The sequence below is a fragment of the Lysinibacillus sp. UBA5994 genome (assembly GCF_002429725.1).
Classification (GTDB): Bacteria; Bacillota; Bacilli; order Bacillales_A; family Planococcaceae; genus Lysinibacillus; species Lysinibacillus capsici.
The window spans coordinates 8,998-29,827 of record NZ_DJAU01000024.1 but is presented as its reverse complement, the minus strand read 5'-3'; the positions used below and the strand labels follow the sequence as shown (position 1 = coordinate 29,827).

Genomic DNA, 20,830 nt, shown 5'->3' with positions numbered 1-20,830 from the left:
CGTCAGCACCTGATATCACTTTATCAAAAGTAAGAGAGTAGCTAATCTCTTACTTTTGATATAGGAAATCAACAGCAGCAGTTATATAAACTTTTGCACAGCGTACGATATCCTCAACACGCACTTTTTCATTATAACCATGAATACTTGGTAAATAAGCTGGGCCGTATTGCAATACAGAAATATCATATTGTCTGAAATGACGAGCGTCACTGCTTGCCCATTGCATGACACCATATGCCTCTTGCCCTGTAACATATGATATATTTTCCACTATCGATTGGCATACAGGATTTTCAGCAGGCGTATAATTGGCTACGCTTTTAAAGCCAAAACGTTGGATTGAATAATCGATAGCCAAGCCATCTAGTTTAGTTGTCAAGATTTCTGTTACTTCTTCTTGTGTAATACCAAATGGTAAACGACAATCGACCTGGACCTTACAGTAATCTGGGATTACGTTTGACTTCGTACCTCCCTCAATTGTACCAATATTTACAGTAATTTTCTCTAAAACTTCTTGATATTTCAAGCGATCTTTCTCCACTTCACGCATGTATTTTTTTGATACCTCGATAAGTGGCTGTACCTCTTCAGGAATTGTGATTTCTACATCCCATAGTGTACGAATCTCTTGTATAGCTCGGATTGCATCAACAATGGCATTTCGTCCAGCCAATGGTGATAGGCTTCCATGACCAGGTTCCCCACGCACCTCTAATTCAAACCAGTAAGAGCCCTTTTGTCCAATAGTTGGGTTTAAAGGTGAAGAGGGCTCAGCGATTAAACAACCATCTCCCTGCACATAGCCTCGCTCTAACAGCCAAGGAACACCAAATTCACCGCCAGTTTCTTCATCTGGTACGATCGCCAAAGTTAATTTCCCTGGTAGTTCAATGTTCAGTTTCTTTAATAACTTTGTTGCAAAAATAATACCTGCTAAACCGGCTTTCATATCACTCGCCCCACGTCCAAGCATCCAGCCATCCTTCACTTCTCCTGAAAATGGATCAAAATCCCATTTTGATAGATCACCGACAGGAACAACATCGGTATGGCCACAATAAACGAGTTCTTTTCCTTCCCCATTTCCAATAGAAGCTACTAAATTAAACATTTTATCAGCAGCTTCATATTTTTGATAAGTAATGCCTACATCATTTAAATAGTTTTCGATAAAAGCTGTTATTTCAGTCGTATCCCCTGGAGGATTGACACTTGGGATTTGAATGAGCTTTGAACAAAACGCTATCAATTCATCTTGATGATTTTCAACTGCCTCTACTAATTGAGCTTTAAGTGCTTGTAAATCATTCATGTGTGTGTACCTCGTTTCCTTTCGTTTGTAGATGACTCATGCTACCATATAAGCCTTTCATATGTGTAAATTGTGTTTCATCAAAGAAAGAGCATTTATTAGCACCGTAAGTTTTTGCTACCTCTAACACAAATCGCACAACATTTTCTACATCTGTGACATGGGTTGCACCTGTTGCACAGCCTGCCACAACAGATTCAGTTGTAATCGCTACACCTACAACAGGGCTAGATGTTGCAACTGCTGGTTGTAAAATACTATTGATATGGAATAAACCATTACCATATGGTGTAATGTCTTGCATCGTGATTGGCAGGACAACTGGAGAAATGCCAGCAGATTGTGTATATACGTGCAATAAATCATCACTAATTTTTAATATGTAACCTTCTTTGACAGTTGGCGTTATCGCAAATCCTTTATGGTTACATACTTGATTGCCTTTTGTTGTATCAATTGATAGAATAGCATCCATTGTATCTTCTACTTCATTTTCGTTCATGACACTAATATCCACTGGCGAGTTCATAAATGGCACTGGCTCATGTGGTAAGGTTGGAGCTGTTGGACAAATATGTGTGGAGAAAATAACGTCACCCTCTAATTGATCACCCTTTAAGGCCATATCAATAGCTTTTGCTGCTCCTGCCAGACATGCCAGTGCGCCGTCTCCATCTGATACAAAGCCTGTCATTTCAGGGCGTGCTCCAATACCACCTAATCGTCCAATAATTCCTAATGTAGGTGCATTTCCGCCAGAGGATTTGCCGTTCTTTCCTTTGACGAGGACGCGAACAAAATCAGTTGAGCCGCTTTCGCCTTGAATAGTTTTTACCTTGACATCTGCTGTGGAATCAATATTGTGTAAATATTTCTTAATCGTGTCTCCGTTTACATAAATACTATCCATTACCTCGTATAATTCAATAACATGCTTCAATGACATAATCAGTCCGCTCCTTTTTCTGCTTCAATAAATTTTATCTTTCGTTAAATTGATGATACTTCTTGCTGTATCGACTTATATAAATGACACGATACTTGATGTGTAGCTGATACTGTATCAAGTGTCGGTTGGACCTCTGCACATTTTTCTGTAGCAAAACGACACCGCTTATGGAATGCACAGCCACTCGGGGGATTAACCGGGCTTGGAACATCGCCAGATAAAATAATACGGTCCTTTTTATCAAAAGGATTTTCCTTAGGTATGGCCGATAACAAGGCTTGTGTATAAGGATGCTGAGGGTTCTCATAAATTTCCTTGTATGTGCCAATTTCCACTATTTTTCCTAAATACATGACAGCAATACGATCACACATGTAGTTCACCACATTCAAATCATGTGAAATAAAAATATAGGTTAAGCCGAATTCTTTCTGTAAATCTTTTAATAGATTGATAACCTGAGCCTGTACAGAGACATCTAATGCGGAAACAGGTTCATCACACACCACAATATCTGGATTCAGTGCAAGAGCCCGAGCAATATTTATACGTTGTCTTTGTCCACCAGAAAATTCATGTGGATGGCGCTTTGCATGGTATGCACTTAATCCGACTGTTTCAAGTAATTCAACCACTCGCTTTTTACGGGATGCCTCATCACCAATCCCATGGATCACTAATGGCTCAGCAATAAGATATTCAATCGTTTTACGAGGATCGAGTGATGCATAAGGATTTTGGAAAACCATTTGGATGGATTTTCGAGCAGAGCGGATATCTTTTGAATTTAAGCTTGCTAAATCCGTTCCCTTAAATTCAACTATTCCCTCTGTTGGTGAAATTAGCTGGTTGATTAAACGGGCAACCGTTGATTTACCACACCCCGACTCTCCCACAATCCCCAGTGTCTCACCTTTATATAACTCAAAACTTACACCATCTACCGCCTTCACAAATTGTGTTGGTTTTTTAAAAGGAATTGAACTTTTAATGGGAAAATGCTTTTTTAAATTACTTACCTTTAAGACAAGTTCATTGTACTGTTGCATTAAAAATCCCCTCCTTCCTAGGGACAATTTGATCTTTTGCTTGTAAATGGCAGGCTACAAAATGGTTGTCCTGTACTTCCACTAAATCAGGCACAGTACTACGACAAATATCTGTCGCTAAAGGACATCGTGCTGAGAAGTGACAGCCACTATGTGGCATTGTTAAATCTGGTGGACTACCAGGAATAGCCGGCAGCCTTTGTTGCTCTTGTGTCCCCATTGTAATTTGAGACTCTAATAATCCCCACGTATAGGGATGTAAAGGTTTTTCATAGAGCTGTTTTGTTGTAGTAGACTCTACTGTACGACCTGCATACATAACATTTACTTTGTCACATAGCTCCCAAACTACACCTAAATCGTGCGTAATCATAATGATGGCTGTATCATGTTCTTGTTGTAATTTTTTCATTAAATCAAGAATTTGAGCTTGTACAGTTACATCTAGTGCAGTTGTTGGCTCATCAGCAATGAGTAGTTTCGGGTTACAAGCTAGGGCAATAGCAATCATGACACGCTGACGCATTCCACCTGAAAATTCGTGAGGATACATTTTTAATCGTTTCTCTGGCTCAGGAATCCCAACCATTTTTAACATATCGACGGCTTTGATAGCGGCATCTTTCTTCGATATTGTTTCATGTGCTTGGATGACTTCAATAATTTGATTGCCCACTGTTAAGACAGGATTCAAACTTGTAATTGGATCTTGGAAAATCATTGAGATGTCATTGCCTCGCACATTGCGCATTTCCCTTTCAGAAATTTCGATTAAATCGCGGCCATTAAATAGAATTTTTCCATTCGTTATTTTTCCTGGCGGAGATGGAATTAAACGCATGAGAGCAGTGGCTGTAACACTTTTTCCTGATCCTGACTCTCCCACAATACCTAGTGTTTCCTTCTTATTTAATTGTAAATTTACTCCATTAACAGCTTTCATTGTAGAGCCGCCACTTTTAAATTCTACTGTTAAGTTTTCTACATCTAGTAAACGTTCAGTCATGACTCCACCCCCTTCCATTAAACTTTCATTTTCGGATCTAATGCATCGCGTAATCCATCCCCTAATAGGTTAATTCCAAGAACTGTTAATAAAATACAAATGCCTGAAAATGTCGCCATTTGGGGATTTAATACTAAAAAGTCTTTGCCATCTTTTAAAATACTGCCCCATGAAGCTGTCGGTGGTTGAACGCCTAATCCTAAAAAGCTAAGGGCAGCTTCTGAAATAATAGCGCCAGCTGTACTCATCGTTCCATAGACAATTAAAGGGGCTAAACAGTTCGGTAATATATGGCTAAAAATGATCCTCGTATGTGTAGCACCTAAAGAATGCGTTACTTCAACGAATTCTTCCTCTTTTACACTTAACACCTGTCCTCGAACAAGTCGTGCGAAACCTGGAATATTAGCAATACCAATCGCAACAATAACATTGACAAGTCCTTGCCCTAATACCGTCATTAATGTAATAGCTAGTAATATAAATGGGAATGCGAAAAGACCATCCATTGTGCGCATAATAATGGAATCAATGCGTCCACCAAAATACCCTGCCACTAAGCCTAGCAGTGTGCCAAACACAGCACCAAATAGCACCGCCGCAATCCCAACAATCATTGAGATTCGTGTACCGTAAACTAAGCGACTAAACAGATCACGGCCATAGTTATCTGTTCCTAATAAATGTCCTTCTGTATTCATCGGTAAAAACGATTTACCGACAATCATTTCATTCGGTGGATGGGTAGCAATTAATGGGGCAAAAATAGCAACAATACCCATTAAAGTGACAATGATTAACCCAATTGTCGCTAATTTATTTTTTAGCAACTTGCGCAATAACGTATTTCTTTTTTTCGTTTCTTGGACGATTGCTTGAGTCATTGTTATTTTTTCCCCCCATCCGATTCTAAATTGACCTTAGGATTAACCACTTTATAAAGTACATCGACTACTAAGTTAACAAGCACAAAGATAAACGCAATGAAAATAACAGTACCTTGGACGACTACAAAGTCACGTTTATCAATGGCATCTACAATTAATCGACCCATCCCAGGCCAACTAAAAATTGTTTCTGTTAAAACCGCTCCGCCCAGTAAATTAGAAATTTGCATTCCTAACACGGTTAAAATCGGTGTTAGCGCATTCTTAAATGCATGTTTACCAATTACTAAATATTCTTTAATACCTTTAGAACGAGCTGTTTTAATATAATCTTGCGAAATAACCTCTAACATACTTGAACGGGTAATCCGTGCAAATGTCGCCATTGGAATCGTTGCTAAAGCAAATGCTGGCAAAATTAAATGCTTCAAATAGGTCCACAGGCCATCGCTGATATTCCCCATCCCAGTTGCTGGGAACCAACCAAGGTTAACACTAAAGAATAAGACAAGCATGATGCCCAACCAGAAAATTGGCATAGATACACCAACTAATGACACAAGCATTACAACATAATCAATGATGGTATTTTGCTTTCTCGCTGCAAATATTCCTGCTGGGATGCCAATCACGACTGCTATTAACAGCGCTGCCAATGCCAATATCACTGTATTAGGGAACCTTTCGAGAATAAGTCCGATGACAGACTCACTATAAGAATAGGAATATCCTAAATTTAACTGTGCTAGATCTCCTACATATGAAATAAATTGCGAAGGCATGGATTTATTTAATCCTAGCTCTTCTCTTAAATTCTCTACATCTGCTACACTCGCTTGTGGTCCAAGCATGACTGAAGCCGGGTCACCAGGAATCATTCGCGTAATAATAAAGACGATAATTCCTACTACTAGCAGTGTCGGGATGAGGTTAACTAATCTTTTTAAAATAAATGAGCCCATCTTAACAAGACCTCCTTTTCATTATTAGAATCAGTGGTTCATATTGTGAATAACCACATAGTACACCACTTAATAATTGTTTGTAAATATATTTTTTTCTGAATCTTTGTAATTTTATATTTACTTTCTATTTACAAGTGTGCTAATTTTAATCTCGAACCTACCATTTTTGAATCAACGGTTCATATTGTGAAACAAAAACTAAGGAGGCTAGTGCATATGAAGAAATTAAACGTAAGAAAGTCTTTACTACTACTCTTTTTAACTTTACTAATTGGTGTTTTAGCTGCTTGTGGTGGAAACACTGAGAAAAGTACTTCAACGGATGAAAAAGAGGGAGAAGCTACTTCTGGAGGCACATTAAATATTGGTCTGTCAGCCAATGCAAAAACATTTGATCCTATCAAATATACAGGGGTTTATGAATCACAGGTGATGCGCCAAATGGGTGATACGTTAGTTGTTTATAACAAAGATCTATCTGATATCATCCCTTCGTTAGCAACTGAATGGAATGTATCAGAGGATATGTTAGTCTACACATTCAAATTACGCGAAGGTGTTAAATTCCAAAAAGGTCAGTATCAGGATGGCCGTGAAATGACAGCTGAAGATGTGAAATACTCTTTAGAACGCTCTGCTAAAGAATCTGCTATGAATCGTTTAAGTGGTGTAACAGAAGTGAAAGTGTTATCGGATTATGAAGTAGAGATTCACTTAGCTACACCAAATGCTGCCCTACTTGCTATGCTAACGGATGCAGGGAATATTATTATTCCAAAAGAAGAAGTTGAAGGATGGGGCGATAATTTTTCTGAACACTTTGTTGGTACAGGTCCATTCCAACTAACAGAATGGAAAAAAGACCAAGAAGTAAAATTAGTTCGTCACGATAATTACTGGGGCGATAAGCCAAATGTTGATAACTTAACAATGAAGTTTATCTCCGATCAAAATATGATGACAAATGCATTACGTTCTGGTGATATTGATATTGCCATGGACGTTAAAGGTCAAAACCGAGAAATCATCAACCAAGATAGTAACCTTGAGCTTTTAACAAATCCAGGTCTATCGATTGTTTATCTTGATCTTAATAACAAAGTAGGTCCAACTGCTGACAAACGCGTTCGTGAAGCGATTTATATGGCAACAAATGTAGAGGAAATTATTTCTGGCGTTAACCAATGGGGTGGCGGCGATGTTTCTTATTTACCATTACCACCTGGTTCATGGGGATATGATCAATCGTTAGTTGATATGGTACCAAAATATAATCCAGAAGAAGCAAAAAAATTACTAGCAGAGGCTGGTTACGCTGATGGCTTCAAGACAGAGATTTTCGTATCAGAAGCACGTGTTCCTTACGCAACGATTTTCCAAAGTCAGTTAAAGAAGAACTTAAATATTGATGTGGAAATAAAAGTGCTTGAATGGGGTACTTACAGTGATACTGTGGCAAAGGGTAATGCGCCAATGAATATTGGTGGCTGGACTTGGTACCCAGATCCTTATTTCTTCCTTTATCAATTATTCCACACAAATCAAATTGGTGCGTTAGGAAATGGTAAAGGCTACAGCAATCCAGAAGTGGATAAATTATTAGAACGCGCCGTATCAGAAACAGTAGTGCAAGAAGAACGTGCAAAATTATACCAAGAAGCATTAAAGCTGATTTTAGCGGATGTTCCACGTATTGAATTAGAGGCAACACAAACGGTTGCAGGTGTAAACAAAAAAGTACAGGGCTTTGAGGTTTCTGCTGATAACTCCGTACAAATTGTGCATCCAAATGGTACAAACGTATCCATTACTAAATAATTAAACTTGAAAAGTGGAGATACCAGTCTCCGCTTTTCTCTTCATAAGGAGAGATTTGATCCGATGACACGCTATATAAATGGACTTGTTTTTAATTCTGAGACTCGTAGCTTTAATAAGCAATCTTTTCAAGTGCAAGGGCAATACTTTGAACCCGCTACTCATTCACCTGAAACAGAGTTGGATTTAGATGGCTACTATATTACACCAGGTTTTATCGATAGCTGCTCACAAATCGGTCTAGCTGAAATAGGGATTCGTTGGGAAGGTGATGATAGCTATGAATTTGACTCACATTTGCAATACTCTGTAGTTGATGGCATATACCCATTTGATACTGCTTTTCAAAAAGCTGTTTCTCATGGGGTGACTGCATCTCATATTGTTCCCTCTCCTAAAAGCTTGATAGGTGCAAAAACGGCTATTATTCACCATACACATACAACGGTTGATGAAATGGTTATTTCAAAAGATGTGGCTTATTCCTTCTCTATTGGACATCAGGCAAAAAGTACATTTTTCGCAGAAAAGAAAAAACCACTCACTCGTATGGGCATCGCCAAAATTTTAAGAGAAACATTACAACAAATTCAGCAACAGGAGCCGTCCATTACGAAAATCGTTATTCGAGCGCACAAAGCCGTTGATCTTGAATTCATTAGCCGCCTTCAACAAGAATTTGGGTCAATTTTTGATTTTCATATTATCCATGGCACTGAAATTACATTCCTTCATGAAACATCCTTTAATACGGTTATAGCTGGTCCTACATTTCGATATATTGAGCACAATGAGATGATGGCACTATCCCCCAAACTGTATCATCAACTGTATAAGCATAGTATTCCATTCGTTTTTTGTACAGATCATCCTGTTAGTAGCACCTCGCATCTAACATTAGAAGGATGCTTAGCTGTAAGAGAAGGTATGGCACGCCAGGACGTGCTATATGCTCTCACAACGGGGGCTGCAAATTTTCTAGGGATTGCCCATAAAACAGGTGCTATTCGTGATGGTCTTCTTGCTGATTTTGTTATTTGGGATAAGCATCCATTAAATTTAGATGCCCAGGTTGTCGCAACCTATATTAAAGGAACAAAAGTTTATGCACGGGAAGAAGGGTTTACACAATGATTATTTATCATCATGCAAAGTTTCATACAGTCAATGAGCAGAACGATACTTGTGAACAGTTATGGATCGAAGATGGGCGTATTGTCTATATTGGACCAGCCAAAGAATTTCCCCCACAAGCAGAGCTAGTTGATCTACAGGGAGCTTATGTTACACCAGGATTAATTGATATTCATGCACATGTCGGAACATGGGCTGAAGTCACTGAAGACATTAATGATGCCAATGAATATAGCGAACCCTTTACACCTCTTATGCACGCTTTAGACAGTGTAGATATCCGACACTTTTCCTTTCAACATGCGTTAGAAGGGGGCGTAACCACTGTGCAAACTGGGCCAGGTAGTGCCAATGTCATAGGTGGTATTTGGAGCATTCTTAAAACAGCAGGACCTACCCTTTCCTCTCGTGTTTTAGTAGAGCGGAGCGGTTTAAAGGGGGCCCTAGGGGAAAATCCGAAAAACGTCTTTGGCAATCAGTATAAGCGCAAGCCGATGACTCGTATGGCCATTGCACAGCTTTTACGAGATGGTTTCCAACGTGCAAGTCAACTCAATGAACAACAACAAACTGAGCAAATTAAAGAAAATGCTGAGTTACGCCCGTTTATTGAAGTACTTCGAGGCGACATGCCACTTCGCCTTCACTGCCATAGAGCAGATGACATTATGACAGCAATTAGAATTGCCAAAGAATTTAATGTGAAGCTTCATTTAGAGCACTGCACAGAAGGCTATCTCATTGTGGATGCCGTTAAAGAAAGTGGATTCCATGCAACGCTTGGGCCCTATATGTTAACGCCATCTAAATACGAAACGCGTCATTCTACACCAGCAATTGCTGCCGTTTTTAAAGAACATAATATTCCATTTGCTATCATGACAGATCATCCATTTGTACCAATTCAATACTTAAAGTATTGTGCCACAGAAGCGATTCGTTATGGTTTAGATAAAGACACAGCCCTCAAAAGTATTACGATCAATGCAGCTAAGCTTGTACAGCTTGATCACCGCATTGGCAGCCTTGAGGAAGGCAAAGATGCTGATTTTGTTGTTTGGTCGCACCCTATTTTTGAAACAGAAGCAAAGGTTTTACAAACTTATGTAAATGGACAAAAATATTACGAAGCGGAGTGAGCGCAATGCAACATTCGAAAATTGCCGTTGTAACAATTGGTCAGGCACCTCGTAAAGATATGGCAGAGGATATACAGCAATTAAGAGAAGCAGGTTTAGATGTTCATGAATTCGGTGTACTTGATTTACTATCCTCAGAGGAAATTGCTACACTTTCGCCTTCTCTTGAGGACTCAGATGTTTTAGTGACACTTCTTACCAATGGTCGACAAGTAAAGCTCAGTAAACAAAAGCTCATGCCTTATATTCAAAGCTGCATTGATGATCTACATGAATTCACTTGGATACTACTTATGTGTACAGGAGATTTTACGAATAAATTATCCTATAAAAATCTTTTACTACCTGATCGTATGATGACTAATTTAGTGAAGGGCTTACATACAGAATTAGCCATTGGTTTAATAGGCCCCGAACCCGAACAACATCGAACGGTTGCAGAGAAATGGCAAAAAGCACAGTTCGATGTAACTTTTTCAGCAAGCTCCCCATACCACTTTGATAACCAACATTTATTGTCAAAAGCACAACAATTAGAAGAGCAAGGAGCCGATTTGCTTATTCTTGATTGTATGGGCTATTCCACAACAATGAAAAACATGATTAAAGATCAACTCACTATCCCCATCATCGTCCCTCGAGAAGCGGTTTTTACAATTTTAAAAGCCATTTGTTAATAGAAGAAAAGGTCACTTCTGATTCAGTGACCTTTTCCCCTATTCGCTAGACACGTTTGTTGAAATAAGGAAGCTGCTCAACGAATGCCTTCGTATCATCATCTCCATATTCATGAACAAGTGCATAGATTTTCATTAATCTTTTATCTATTTCATCATTTTCTCTGTCTTGGTGATACTGTATATACGGTAACTGTGCACGCCATGCATTCGAAATTTCTAACAGTTGCATTTGCTGAAAGATTCTCTCAAATACATCTAATGCTTGTCGATCTACATTGAGTTCGAAATTCCATGGCCCTGCATATGGGTTGGTATAATACGTTCTATTGGCAAGTGAAAAATATACGCGCTGACGATCCATCTTTACGATTCACTCCTTTTTCCATAGTATGGGGTGATAGGTGGTGTTTTATTCGCTTTTATGTCAAACTTCCTTCACAATTAATAGAACCAGATAATTTATAATAGGTATGATGAATAAAGAACGGAGTGAATACTATGAGTTTAACTACGCTCTTAATAGTCGCAGTTATCATCGTTATTTTAATCACCATTGCGACAATTATCAGTGTCAACCGTGCCTATGCCTTTAAACATACTGTTGATGAAAAACCGAAGCAAAACTATCATCAAGAGGAAAATTAAATACCATTACTGAATTTGGAGTGAAAGAAATGGGCGTACCTTTACCAATTATCATTATGATTGCGATGATGATGCTAATGTTTGGTGTTTCTGTCATTATCATTATGAAGAAAAAAAATAATATTTTTACACAAACAATTGATCCAAAGCCTGAACAACATACGTCTCAGCAAAAGGAAGAGCAACGATGAAATACCCCTTTATTTGGCTCATCCAGTTTTATAGAAAGTTTATTTCACCTATGACGCCACCTACTTGTCGTTTTCATCCTACCTGTTCTTCTTATGGGCTCGAAGCTTTTCAAAAGCACGGTGCATTCAAAGGCTTCCTCTTAACCATTACACGTATATCCAAATGCCATCCATTTCATCCTGGTGGCTTTGATCCTGTGCCTGAAAAATGGCCTTCGAAAAAGAATTAATTTCGGAGGGCATTTTTTTCTTGTACTTTTTTAAGTTGTGCGTTATCATAATAACTGTTCTAAAAAAACAAATCGTAATGATTACTATTTAAGAGAGGTATCTTACTTATATGAAAAAACTATCTGTATTATTGTTAGTCGCAGTTCTTGCTTTATTTACTGCCGCTTGTGGAGACAAATCGTCCACATCCCAAAAGACTGAGGAAAAAGATAAATTAAGTATTTATACAACGGTTTATCCATTAAGCTATTTTGCACAGCGCATTGGTGGAGATTATGTTGAAGTAGCTTCAATTTACCCAGCTGGTGCGAATGAACACACCTTCGAGCCAACTCAAAAAGATATGATGAAATTAGCAGATGCTGATATCTTTTTCTATATTGGCTTAGGACTTGAAGGCTTTGTAGAAAATGCTAAAAAAACTCTAGCGAACGAAGATGTCACAATGGTGGCAACTGCTGATGACGTTTCAGATGAAAAATTAGCTGTAAGCACAGGACATGTTCATGCAGAAGAGGAAGAACATGAAGCAGACGCTCATGATGAGCATGAGCACGGTACAACCGAGGAAGAGCATGAACATGAAGGTGAAGAACATGGACATGATGAGCATGAGCATGGCGATATCGATCCGCATGTTTGGTTATCTCCTACAATTAGTCAAGACTTAGCACTGGCTATCAAAAACACACTAGTTGAAAAAATGCCAGCTCAGGAGGCAACTTTTAACACAAATTATGATGCATTAGTAAAAGAATTACAGGATTTAGATCAAGATTTCGAAGCAATGACTGACAAAGCACAAAATAAAACATTCTTTGTATCACATGCTGCATTTGGCTATATTGCTGGTCAATACGGCTTAACTCAAGTGCCGATTGCTGGCTTGAATTCACAAAATGAGCCATCTCAAAAGGAATTAACAAAGATTGTAGACAAAGCAAATGAATTGCACATTCACTATATTTTATTTGAACAAAATGTCTCTTCCAAATTAGCAGAGATTATTCAAAAAGAAGTTGGTGCAGAATCTCTTGTCTTGCATAATTTAAGCGTATTAACAGCTGATGATGAAAAAAATAAGGAAACCTATTTCACATTGATGCAAAAAAATATTCAAACATTAGAAAAAGCTTTAAGCGTTCAATAATATGAGTAAGGAGGTGCCCCTCTATTGGGACACCTCCTTTATTATGACGTATTTTTCTTGTGGCATCCGTTTTTCCGTTCGATAAAAAGACCCTAGCCACTTCATTGTTTTTTGCTTAGTCACATGCTTAGCTTTTGGCTGAAGGACAACAAAAGCCATTATACTACTTTCTACTAGCATAGGTGGCCACTCAGTAAAGTTAAACTGAACTAAATTGTCTTGTTTATTTGTTTTTTGAGTAACAAGCTTCATCGGCTGCTCCACTAATTGTTGTACGGCTAACCGATTTTCTCCGATGATTGATAACCCCATAATTTCATTCAATTGATGTTGTATAGGTGACGCTAAACTTTGTCTTTTTGTTTCTTCCTGTAAATCTATATATTTTTCGCTTGTTGCAGCAGGGAAACTTGCATAATCCCATGTATGATCTTGTGCTAATTGGCGATCCGACACTAAAAAATATTGATAGCGAACTTCTCCTTTACGATCAGGCAAAGGGTCATCCCATGTCACATCAATATGATACCAAGCATGATCAAGTTTCACTAATACCCAGGCATGTAGCTGTTCTCCTACTTTTCCTGGTACATATTGTACCTCAAAACCCAGCATTTCTAACATTCGATATAGCACTAAAGCATATGCCTGACAGACGCCCTTATTCTCCGTTAATAATGTATATGGAGAATATTGACTTCCTTCTGTTTCCTTAGAGTATTCCGCGGACAATACAATAAAATCATGTGCAGCCTGTAGTTTTTCTATGTCACTTAATCCATGCATAGGTGCAATAATATTTTCCAAAGTTTGCTCGACAAATAACGCCTCTGTTTGTGATAGATGGTACGTAAATGCAAAGGCAATGACAATATTATTGCTATAACCTTCGTACTTCCATTGGAAACTTGAAATATTAGTATAAATATAAGAGTTTTCAATTGCATTTTTAGTAATTTCTGTTAGTTCATCTTTTATCTCGGCTAAGTCACCAGTATAACGAATCGAGAATTCGGATGATAGATGCATAACTTCTTTATTAATGAGAGATTGTAGTGTTTCAATTGAATGAGCTGTTGCTACATCTTCTTTTTCATAGTTTGCAAATACTTGCACATGACTCATTTGTAGAACAAATAATATAATGACAACATTATATATATATTTCCTCATATGAGTCATTCTCCTTTACTAAATAGTTTATGCCTCTCTTTTTTTATTATGTTAATAAATGATTAATTTCATGCTAAAAGTTCAAATAAAAAAGAAGCCTTCCTTTTTAGAAGACTTCTTTCACAAAGTTTTTATTGTAATAATTTCCGTCTCAACAATTTATCCGCACCATTGCGCGGAAGACTGTCTGTAATAATCATTTCTTTAGGCACTTTATATTTAGCAAGTTTCTGTAAACAAAAGGCCTTTAGTTGCTCAACAGATACCTGCTCATTTAACACGATAAAGGCAATAGGTACCTGACCCCATTGTTCATCAGGCATACCGCATACACCCGCCTCTTTGACAGCTGGGTGTGTGAGTAGTACATTTTCTATTTCTGCTGGATAAATATTTTCTCCCCCTGAAATGATTAAATCTGCCCTTCGATCAATGACGAATAAATAACCCTCTTCATCCACATAACCAATATCACCTGTATGAAGCCAGCCAGCCTTCGTTGCATTTTTTTGTGCAAAACGTCCAATATAGCCAGGTGTGACATGAGGACCTCGTATGCAAATTTCCCCTTCACCTTTAGCATTTGGCTCAGCAATCATTATTTGATTAAAAAATAAAGGCTTTCCAGCAGAACCAATTTTCCTCATAGCATCTTCACTTGCCAATGTGGCTGTTTGTGAGGAGGTTTCTGTCATCCCATACGTTTGTGCGACAGCTAAATTTAACGCATGTGCTCTCGCTAAATAATCAACGGGAACAGGTCCACCTCCAGCTAACATTAACTTAAAATAAGATGACGCTTTCGCATTGCGTTGCTCTAGCGTATGTAGAATTCGTTCCAAGGTCACCGCTACAACAGACATATGGGTGACATCCCCATCCATAATATTTTGTGCGATAGATTCCACATCAAATTGCTCATATAAAAAGATTTGATTTCCATATAGCAGTGAACGCACTAAAATAGAGAACCCACTAATATGGAATAAAGGGACCGCGCATAGCCAAACGTCCTGAGCCTGTAGCCCAATATTTAAAACGGAGGCAGTGGCACTAGCCTGATGATTTCCAACTGTTTGGCGAACCCCTTTTGGGAAGCCGGTTGTACCAGACGTATACATAATAGTTGTTGTTTGATGAAGAGGCCATTCCTTGCCAATATCTACTGCACCCTCTGCACCCTTTTCAATTGCTGAAAATAAATGATAGGTTGTTTCAAATGGTAGCTTTTCTACATCCTCATCGGCAACTAATACCGCTACAGCCTCTGAATCCTCTAGCTGATAAGCCAGCTCATCCTGTGATAGTCTACGATTAAGCATCACCATTTCACATTGCAGATGCATGCAGGCATACATCATGATCACAAGCTCAGGCTTACTTGGCCCCATAATAGCAATTCGATCACCCTGTTGAATACCGAGTGTCACTAATTGTCGAGCACGTTTTATCGATTCATCATTCAATTCTTGAAAAGTCCAGTTTTGCTTTTTAAAAGTAAGTGCCTTACGGAAAGGTGTTAAATAAGCTCTTTGTAAAATCCAGTTAGGATACATCTTTGTCACTCCAATCACCATACATCTTAACGCTTTCCCATCTAGTTTGTCTATTATCCATGTAGTATCTAGCTTTTTAGTGAATACCTCTATCCTTCACCTATTGAGTTTTATCCACCTCTTAGCCACTTCTATCCCCTATTTTTATCTTCACTCTGTTCAAGACATATAAAAAGCTCGTATCTCCAAAAGATACGAGCTTTAAACCCTTACTAATCAAGGGAATCTTGGGAATTGACCGAAATCTGGTTGACGTTTTTCTTTGAATGCATCGCGGCCTTCTTTTGCTTCATCAGTTGTGTAGTAAAGAAGTGTAGCGTCTCCAGCCATTTGTTGAAGACCTGCTAAACCATCTGTATCTGCATTCATCGCTGCTTTTAAGAAACGTAGTGCAGTTGGTGACATTTGAAGCATTTCTTCACACCATTGAACTGTCTCATCTTCCAATTGCGCATAAGGCACAACTGTATTGACTAAGCCCATATCAAGTGCTTGTTGTGCATCGTATTGACGGCATAGGTACCAAATTTCGCGTGCCTTTTTATGACCAATAATACGAGCAAGATAGCCTGAGCCATAACCAGCATCGAATGAACCCACTTTTGGTCCAGTTTGTCCAAAGCGAGCATTGTCAGCTGCAATTGTTAAGTCACAGACAACATGTAAAACGTGACCTCCACCAATTGCGTAGCCAGCTACCATTGCTACTACTGGTTTTGGAATTACACGGATTAAACGTTGTAAATCAAGAACGTTTAGACGTGGAATTTCATCTTCTCCTACGTAGCCACCGTGACCGCGAACTTTTTGGTCTCCGCCTGAGCAGAAAGCATGTTCACCTTCACCAGTTAGAATAATAACACCGATATTTTTATCATCGCGTGCACGTGAGAATGCGTCAATCATTTCCATTACCGTTTTTGGGCGGAATGCATTACGCACTTCTGGACGGTTAATCGTAATTTTTGCGATACCGTTATAGAACTCATACTTAATGTCTTCATAAGTATGTAATGTTGTCCATTGACGTGTCATTGAATTGCCTCCTATATCATTAAATTCGTCTCGTTTCTAGCGAGGCGCTAACGTAATCGTATATTACGTTAAATACTCCTCTACTATTGTAGCAAACTCAGCGGGATTTTCCACATGAATTGCATGTCCAGCGTCATTTACTGTTAAATGCTTAACAGTATTTAATAGCGCTTTCATTTCTAGTGCAATTTTACAAAATTTCTCATCCAATGAACCTGTAATTAACAGGACAGGTATTTCTAGTTGCGACAATCTATCCCAATTTGAAGGTTGGACGCCTGTCCCGATACCTCTCAAGCTACCAGCAAGTCCCTCTTCTTTCTGTGATAGTCGCTCTTCTCGAATAGTTTCTCTTACAGTTTTAGGTAGACGTTGCTGTGAAGCAAAAAGCGGTATGCTTTCCCAAGCATTGACAAAGGACAGTACACCATTCGTCATTATTTTTTGCGCTAGTGCTTCATCTCGCTTACAACGTTCATTTTGCTCTTCCATTGTTCGCAAGCCAGGAGATGCACTTTCTAAAATGAGCTGATGTATACGAGCTGGATACGAAATGGCATAGGATAAAGCGATTCTTCCACCCATTGAATAGCCCAACAGCGTAAATTTCTCTAAATGAAGCTGGCAAAATAGTTCTTCTAAATCCTGTAATTGCTCCTCCATAGAAAAACGCTGTACGTGCTGTGGAATAGCTGTTTGACCATGTCCGATTAAATCAACGGCAATAACACGCACATGAGGTAGAGCTTGTGCTAGATTATGCCATGTTGCTGAGGTACCGGTAAATCCATGTAAGGCAACGACTGTATATTCACCTTTTTCATTCCATATGTCGACATGGGTTTCAAGCCCACGAATCATCCACTTTGTCATACTTTTAACTCCGCATTAATTCGATTCCATAAACCTCGATGTGCATTCACATTCTCGGTTCTATCTGTAAATATTTCAACTAATCGTAAAGAATGGTTTTTACATGTTGAAAATTTCTCAGAAAGCTCCGATATTGTTTCGACACGTACATAGTCCATATCATACATATGTGCAATGTCACGGAATTCAAGGGCTGTTGGTGTGCCAAATAAATCCTCATAGTGATCTTCAACAGTTGACTGTGGTAAATAGGAAAAAATACCACCGCCATCATTATTCATCACAATAATCGTTAAGTTACATTCCTGATATCTGGAAGCAATGAGTCCATTCACATCATGCAAAAAGGCTAAATCACCAATCAGTAAATAACTTTCTCGATTATTTCCCTGACTAAAACCGATTGCTGTTGATACGACACCATCAATCCCGTTCGTTCCTCGATTGGCAAAAACACGTAGATCTTTCGGTGTAGCCAATAAAAATGTATCAATATCTCGTACTGGCATACTACTGCTTACGAAAATATCACTACCGTCAGGAATCATTTTGAGTAAACGACTGACTATAGCCCCTTCATCTTTTTCTACCTCTGCGTATTGTTCAATAAACATAGAAGCAAGCTGATTTGCTTTTTGCCATTCGGCTAAGTATGTTTTCTCGATAGCCGTTTCAGTGATAGCTAATTCTGTTAGCCACTGATCGACATTCGCATGAATAAAATGCGTAGATACGCCTGTAGCATCTCTAAACATAGGGTCTTCATCGATAATCACATACGCATTTGGGCGTGACTTTGTAATAAATTGCATTATAAACTTCGAAACTGGTTGTGCCCCTATTCGGATTACTGTATCTGGTTGTACCAGTGCTTTGAAGTCATCACTCTTCATAATGGCATCATAGGTTGTCACGATATATGGTAAACAATCCTCTGGTACGGATGTACGCATATTCGATAAACTTTCAACAATGACAGGCCACTTCAGCTGACGTACAAATTCCCAAACTATGGATAATTCTGTACCAAGAGCTAACTCACCAATGATCATAAAACCTCTTTTAGTTGATTGTATAATAGAGGATAGTGCCTGTTGATCCACGCGTGTTGGGGTTAATTGTCCCATACTGCTGTGCTTAAACGTCACTGCTGGTAGCTCCTGCTGTAAATCAATTAATAGTGGTTCACGGAAAGGTACATTAATATGGACTGGTCCAAAAGGTGCGCTCGTGGCAATGGCTACCGCACGAGCAAGATGACGCTCAATAAAAGGCAATGTTGGTTCAGCACCATCTGCTAACGGAAAATCAACACTCCACTTTACATGTGAACCATATAAATTGGGTTGGTTGATAGCCTGTGGGGCGCCTACCTCACGTAATTCATGTGGGCGATCAGCTGTTATAATGATTAATGGTACACGTGCATAGCTTGCCTCCACAATCGCAGGAAAATAGTTAGCTGCTGCTGTACCAGATGTACATAAAAGAACCACAGGCTTAGTAGTTGCCTTAGCAAGCCCTAGCGCAAAGAATGCTGCTGAGCGCTCGTCTACCTGCCGATACATTTTTACTTGTTTAGTAGAAGCAACCGCATAAGCAAGCGGTGTTGAACGTGAGCCTGGACTAACGACAACATTCTCTACACCAGCTTGCACTAGCGATGCGACCATTTTATAAACATAATCTGTTAGTATTTTTCGTTCACTCATGTAATTGTCCCCCTAGCGCACGAAGCATTGGACGGAATTTTACTAATGTTTCTTCATATTCAGATTGCGGTTCTGAATCTGCGACGATTCCACCGCCTGCATATAAATAAGCTTTATCATTTAGTAAGGCTGCTGAACGTATGGCAACTGCAAACTCACCGTTACCCTCTGCATCTAGCCAGCCTATTGGCGCAGCATACAGTCCCCGATTCATCGGCTCATATTTACGGATGGCTGCCAATGCTTCTTTGCGTGGTACACCACCTAAAGCGGGTGTTGGATGTAATGATTTAGTCAATTGTAAGATTGTTGCATCCTGATTTAACTGACCTTCAACAGGCGTATACAGATGTTGAATATCTCGTATTTTTAACAAGCGTGGTCTATCTGGCACCGTCATGTCCACACAATTTTTACGGAATGTTTCCGCAATCATATCCACAACATACTGATGTTCTCCGCCATTTTTAGGGTCATTTAATAAACTTTGTCCAAAAGCCTCATCTTCCTCTGCAGTCTTACCTCGTTTAATTGAGCCAGCAACACAAGAAGAAAATGCTCGACCATCTTCTACTTTCACAAGTCGTTCAGGTGATGCTCCGAAAAATAATAAATGTCTATGCTCTAAACCAAATAAATAGCTTTCTGGTTGTTCATGAATAATTTGAGAAAGTACTTGTGGTGCGGATACATACTCTTTAAATTGCAAAGCAAGTGATCGTGCAATGACCACTTTATCTGCCTTTTTCTGTTTAATTAATGCTGTCACTTGATCGATTGAGGCTAAATAAGGCTCTTTATATGGTTCAAAATAACTTATGATTTCAGGTTTTGTATACGTTTTCACTTCTTTAACCTGAGCTGCATGGATTAAATGATCGCGCTCTTTTCTTAGCGCTTCGAACTGATCCTCAGCCTGTTGGTCTTGTGTCAAAAGGTGAATACTTACGTATGCTTTATCATCGCGTATCACCAGTTGAAACGTTGCTAATGCAAAATAAGCCTCTGGGAAATCCGTCCATTCCCCGTCTACATTATTTTGAGGATCAAATGTAAAACCGCCAAACAAAATTGGTTGTAACGCTTGTTGACCTTTTGGACAGTTTTTTGTTATGTTTTTCCATTCCGCTTCAACTGCATCAAAGCGGTTTTCTTTAGCGTTGTTTTGAATAGTATGAGCATGTCCTAGCCCAACTAATGTCATTGTTTTTTCTCTATTTTGCCAATAAAATCGTTCACCTTTATAACATTCCTCGCCAGCTGCATAGAACGCCAGTGCAGATAGACGACTTACTTCAATTGTTTCCATATAAAAATGA

Annotated in this window: 21 protein-coding genes; 8 read left to right on the top strand and 13 right to left on the bottom strand. The window is 38.9% G+C overall.

The window, feature by feature from the left end:
* Positions 1–49: 49 nt before the first annotated feature.
* From B3D98_RS07130 to B3D98_RS07105, 6 genes are read right to left on the bottom strand one after another with little or no spacing between them, the layout of a single operon-like run.
* Positions 50–1,318 carry a M20 family metallopeptidase gene (locus B3D98_RS07130; protein ID WP_288582057.1) on the bottom strand — a complete coding sequence of 423 codons (1,269 nt, stop codon included), beginning with the start codon at positions 1,316–1,318 and terminating at the stop codon, positions 50–52.
* The gene (locus B3D98_RS07125) at positions 1,311–2,264 is read right to left on the bottom strand and encodes a DUF1177 domain-containing protein (RefSeq protein ID WP_048391073.1); all 954 of its coding nucleotides are present in this window, start codon (positions 2,262–2,264) and stop codon (positions 1,311–1,313) included. The genes B3D98_RS07130 and B3D98_RS07125 overlap by 8 nt, the downstream gene beginning before the upstream one ends.
* A 44-nt stretch (positions 2,265–2,308) precedes the next feature.
* A complete protein-coding gene (locus tag B3D98_RS07120) occupies positions 2,309–3,316 on the bottom strand; it encodes an ABC transporter ATP-binding protein (RefSeq protein WP_112116398.1) in 1,008 nt (335 codons plus the stop codon).
* Complete coding sequence (locus tag B3D98_RS07115) at positions 3,300–4,322, bottom strand: ABC transporter ATP-binding protein (protein WP_066038102.1); 1,023 nt, start codon at positions 4,320–4,322, stop codon at positions 3,300–3,302. Before B3D98_RS07115 ends, B3D98_RS07120 begins: the two co-directional genes overlap by 17 nt.
* Positions 4,323–4,339: 17 nt before the next feature.
* Complete coding sequence (locus tag B3D98_RS07110) at positions 4,340–5,206, bottom strand: ABC transporter permease (RefSeq protein ID WP_004225950.1); 867 nt, start codon at positions 5,204–5,206, stop codon at positions 4,340–4,342.
* Between the two features lie 2 nt (positions 5,207–5,208).
* Positions 5,209–6,171: an ABC transporter permease gene (locus tag B3D98_RS07105; RefSeq protein ID WP_288582052.1), complete on the bottom strand. Its 963-nt coding sequence runs from the start codon at positions 6,169–6,171 to the stop codon at positions 5,209–5,211.
* Between the two features lie 219 nt (positions 6,172–6,390).
* Here B3D98_RS07105 and B3D98_RS07100 point away from each other — a divergent pair, with 219 nt between their 5' ends.
* The 4 genes from B3D98_RS07100 to B3D98_RS07085 all read left to right on the top strand — a co-directional run bounded on the left by B3D98_RS07100 (position 6,391) and on the right by B3D98_RS07085 (position 10,942).
* A complete protein-coding gene (locus B3D98_RS07100) occupies positions 6,391–7,992 on the top strand; it encodes an ABC transporter substrate-binding protein (protein ID WP_103118687.1) in 1,602 nt (533 codons plus the stop codon).
* A gap of 63 nt (positions 7,993–8,055) precedes the next feature.
* Positions 8,056–9,126: an amidohydrolase family protein gene (locus B3D98_RS07095; RefSeq protein ID WP_288582049.1), complete on the top strand. Its 1,071-nt coding sequence runs from the start codon at positions 8,056–8,058 to the stop codon at positions 9,124–9,126.
* Positions 9,123–10,265: an amidohydrolase gene (locus tag B3D98_RS07090; RefSeq protein WP_279495823.1), complete on the top strand. Its 1,143-nt coding sequence runs from the start codon at positions 9,123–9,125 to the stop codon at positions 10,263–10,265. The genes B3D98_RS07095 and B3D98_RS07090 overlap by 4 nt, the downstream gene beginning before the upstream one ends.
* Positions 10,266–10,270: 5 nt before the next feature.
* Positions 10,271–10,942 carry an AroM family protein gene (locus B3D98_RS07085; RefSeq protein ID WP_112116405.1) on the top strand — a complete coding sequence of 224 codons (672 nt, stop codon included), beginning with the start codon at positions 10,271–10,273 and terminating at the stop codon, positions 10,940–10,942.
* Between the two features lie 46 nt (positions 10,943–10,988).
* On the opposite strand, the gene B3D98_RS07080 is transcribed toward B3D98_RS07085, so the two are convergent.
* Complete coding sequence (locus B3D98_RS07080; RefSeq protein ID WP_009371464.1) at positions 10,989–11,306, bottom strand: hypothetical protein; 318 nt, start codon at positions 11,304–11,306, stop codon at positions 10,989–10,991.
* A 137-nt stretch (positions 11,307–11,443) separates the two neighbouring features.
* Between B3D98_RS07080 and ytzI the strand changes: the two genes are divergently transcribed.
* From ytzI to B3D98_RS07060, 4 genes are all read left to right on the top strand, one after another.
* On the top strand, positions 11,444–11,590 hold the full coding sequence (ytzI, locus tag B3D98_RS07075; protein WP_004225932.1) for a YtzI protein: 147 nt from the start codon (positions 11,444–11,446) through the stop codon (positions 11,588–11,590).
* A 29-nt stretch (positions 11,591–11,619) separates the two neighbouring features.
* Entirely contained in the window at positions 11,620–11,781 is a 162-nt protein-coding gene (locus tag B3D98_RS07070) for a hypothetical protein (protein ID WP_004225927.1), read from the top strand.
* Positions 11,778–12,011, top strand: a complete 234-nt coding sequence (gene yidD / locus B3D98_RS07065; RefSeq protein ID WP_016992521.1) for a membrane protein insertion efficiency factor YidD — start codon at positions 11,778–11,780, stop codon at positions 12,009–12,011. The genes B3D98_RS07070 and yidD overlap by 4 nt, the downstream gene beginning before the upstream one ends.
* Positions 12,012–12,121: 110 nt before the next feature.
* Entirely contained in the window at positions 12,122–13,162 is a 1,041-nt protein-coding gene (locus tag B3D98_RS07060; RefSeq protein WP_054549905.1) for a metal ABC transporter solute-binding protein, Zn/Mn family, read from the top strand.
* Positions 13,163–13,183: 21 nt separating this feature from the next.
* Here B3D98_RS07060 and B3D98_RS07055 read toward each other — a convergent pair whose 3' ends face one another.
* The 6 genes from B3D98_RS07055 to B3D98_RS07030 form a co-directional block, all read right to left on the bottom strand.
* Positions 13,184–14,335, bottom strand: a complete 1,152-nt coding sequence (locus tag B3D98_RS07055) for a transglutaminase domain-containing protein (protein WP_112116407.1) — start codon at positions 14,333–14,335, stop codon at positions 13,184–13,186.
* A gap of 131 nt (positions 14,336–14,466) precedes the next feature.
* Positions 14,467–15,891 (bottom strand): o-succinylbenzoate--CoA ligase, encoded by a 1,425-nt coding sequence (locus B3D98_RS07050; protein ID WP_288582040.1) that lies wholly within the window; start codon positions 15,889–15,891, stop codon positions 14,467–14,469.
* A 216-nt stretch (positions 15,892–16,107) separates the two neighbouring features.
* Positions 16,108–16,926 carry a 1,4-dihydroxy-2-naphthoyl-CoA synthase gene (gene menB, locus B3D98_RS07045; protein ID WP_004225917.1) on the bottom strand — a complete coding sequence of 273 codons (819 nt, stop codon included), beginning with the start codon at positions 16,924–16,926 and terminating at the stop codon, positions 16,108–16,110.
* A 63-nt stretch (positions 16,927–16,989) separates the two neighbouring features.
* Positions 16,990–17,799 (bottom strand): 2-succinyl-6-hydroxy-2,4-cyclohexadiene-1-carboxylate synthase, encoded by an 810-nt coding sequence (gene menH / locus B3D98_RS07040; protein WP_288582035.1) that lies wholly within the window; start codon positions 17,797–17,799, stop codon positions 16,990–16,992.
* Positions 17,796–19,511 (bottom strand): 2-succinyl-5-enolpyruvyl-6-hydroxy-3-cyclohexene-1-carboxylic-acid synthase, encoded by a 1,716-nt coding sequence (gene menD / locus B3D98_RS07035; RefSeq protein WP_054549902.1) that lies wholly within the window; start codon positions 19,509–19,511, stop codon positions 17,796–17,798. Before menD ends, menH begins: the two co-directional genes overlap by 4 nt.
* Positions 19,504–20,830: isochorismate synthase (locus B3D98_RS07030; protein WP_288582032.1), on the bottom strand; the 1,327-nt coding region annotated here is incomplete at its 5' end. The genes menD and B3D98_RS07030, both read right to left, overlap by 8 nt.

Bases quoted from the DNA above. Each gene is read 5' to 3' on its own strand.
- B3D98_RS07130 (WP_288582057.1), bottom strand. From the start codon at position 1,318: ATGAATGATTTACAAGCACTTAAAGCTCAATTAGTAGAGGCAGTTGAA.
- B3D98_RS07125 (WP_048391073.1), bottom strand. From the start codon at position 2,264: ATGTCATTGAAGCATGTTATTGAATTATACGAGGTAATGGATAGTATT.
- B3D98_RS07120 (WP_112116398.1), bottom strand. From the start codon at position 3,316: ATGCAACAGTACAATGAACTTGTCTTAAAGGTAAGTAATTTAAAAAAG.
- B3D98_RS07115 (WP_066038102.1), bottom strand. From the start codon at position 4,322: ATGACTGAACGTTTACTAGATGTAGAAAACTTAACAGTAGAATTTAAA.
- B3D98_RS07110 (WP_004225950.1), bottom strand. From the start codon at position 5,206: ATGACTCAAGCAATCGTCCAAGAAACGAAAAAAAGAAATACGTTATTG.
- B3D98_RS07105 (WP_288582052.1), bottom strand. From the start codon at position 6,171: ATGGGCTCATTTATTTTAAAAAGATTAGTTAACCTCATCCCGACACTG.
- B3D98_RS07100 (WP_103118687.1), top strand. From the start codon at position 6,391: ATGAAGAAATTAAACGTAAGAAAGTCTTTACTACTACTCTTTTTAACT.
- B3D98_RS07095 (WP_288582049.1), top strand. From the start codon at position 8,056: ATGACACGCTATATAAATGGACTTGTTTTTAATTCTGAGACTCGTAGC.
- B3D98_RS07090 (WP_279495823.1), top strand. From the start codon at position 9,123: ATGATTATTTATCATCATGCAAAGTTTCATACAGTCAATGAGCAGAAC.
- B3D98_RS07085 (WP_112116405.1), top strand. From the start codon at position 10,271: ATGCAACATTCGAAAATTGCCGTTGTAACAATTGGTCAGGCACCTCGT.
- B3D98_RS07080 (WP_009371464.1), bottom strand. From the start codon at position 11,306: ATGGATCGTCAGCGCGTATATTTTTCACTTGCCAATAGAACGTATTAT.
- ytzI (WP_004225932.1), top strand. From the start codon at position 11,444: ATGAGTTTAACTACGCTCTTAATAGTCGCAGTTATCATCGTTATTTTA.
- B3D98_RS07070 (WP_004225927.1), top strand. From the start codon at position 11,620: ATGGGCGTACCTTTACCAATTATCATTATGATTGCGATGATGATGCTA.
- yidD (WP_016992521.1), top strand. From the start codon at position 11,778: ATGAAATACCCCTTTATTTGGCTCATCCAGTTTTATAGAAAGTTTATT.
- B3D98_RS07060 (WP_054549905.1), top strand. From the start codon at position 12,122: ATGAAAAAACTATCTGTATTATTGTTAGTCGCAGTTCTTGCTTTATTT.
- B3D98_RS07055 (WP_112116407.1), bottom strand. From the start codon at position 14,335: ATGAGGAAATATATATATAATGTTGTCATTATATTATTTGTTCTACAA.
- B3D98_RS07050 (WP_288582040.1), bottom strand. From the start codon at position 15,891: ATGTATCCTAACTGGATTTTACAAAGAGCTTATTTAACACCTTTCCGT.
- menB (WP_004225917.1), bottom strand. From the start codon at position 16,926: ATGACACGTCAATGGACAACATTACATACTTATGAAGACATTAAGTAT.
- menH (WP_288582035.1), bottom strand. From the start codon at position 17,799: ATGACAAAGTGGATGATTCGTGGGCTTGAAACCCATGTCGACATATGG.
- menD (WP_054549902.1), bottom strand. From the start codon at position 19,511: ATGAGTGAACGAAAAATACTAACAGATTATGTTTATAAAATGGTCGCA.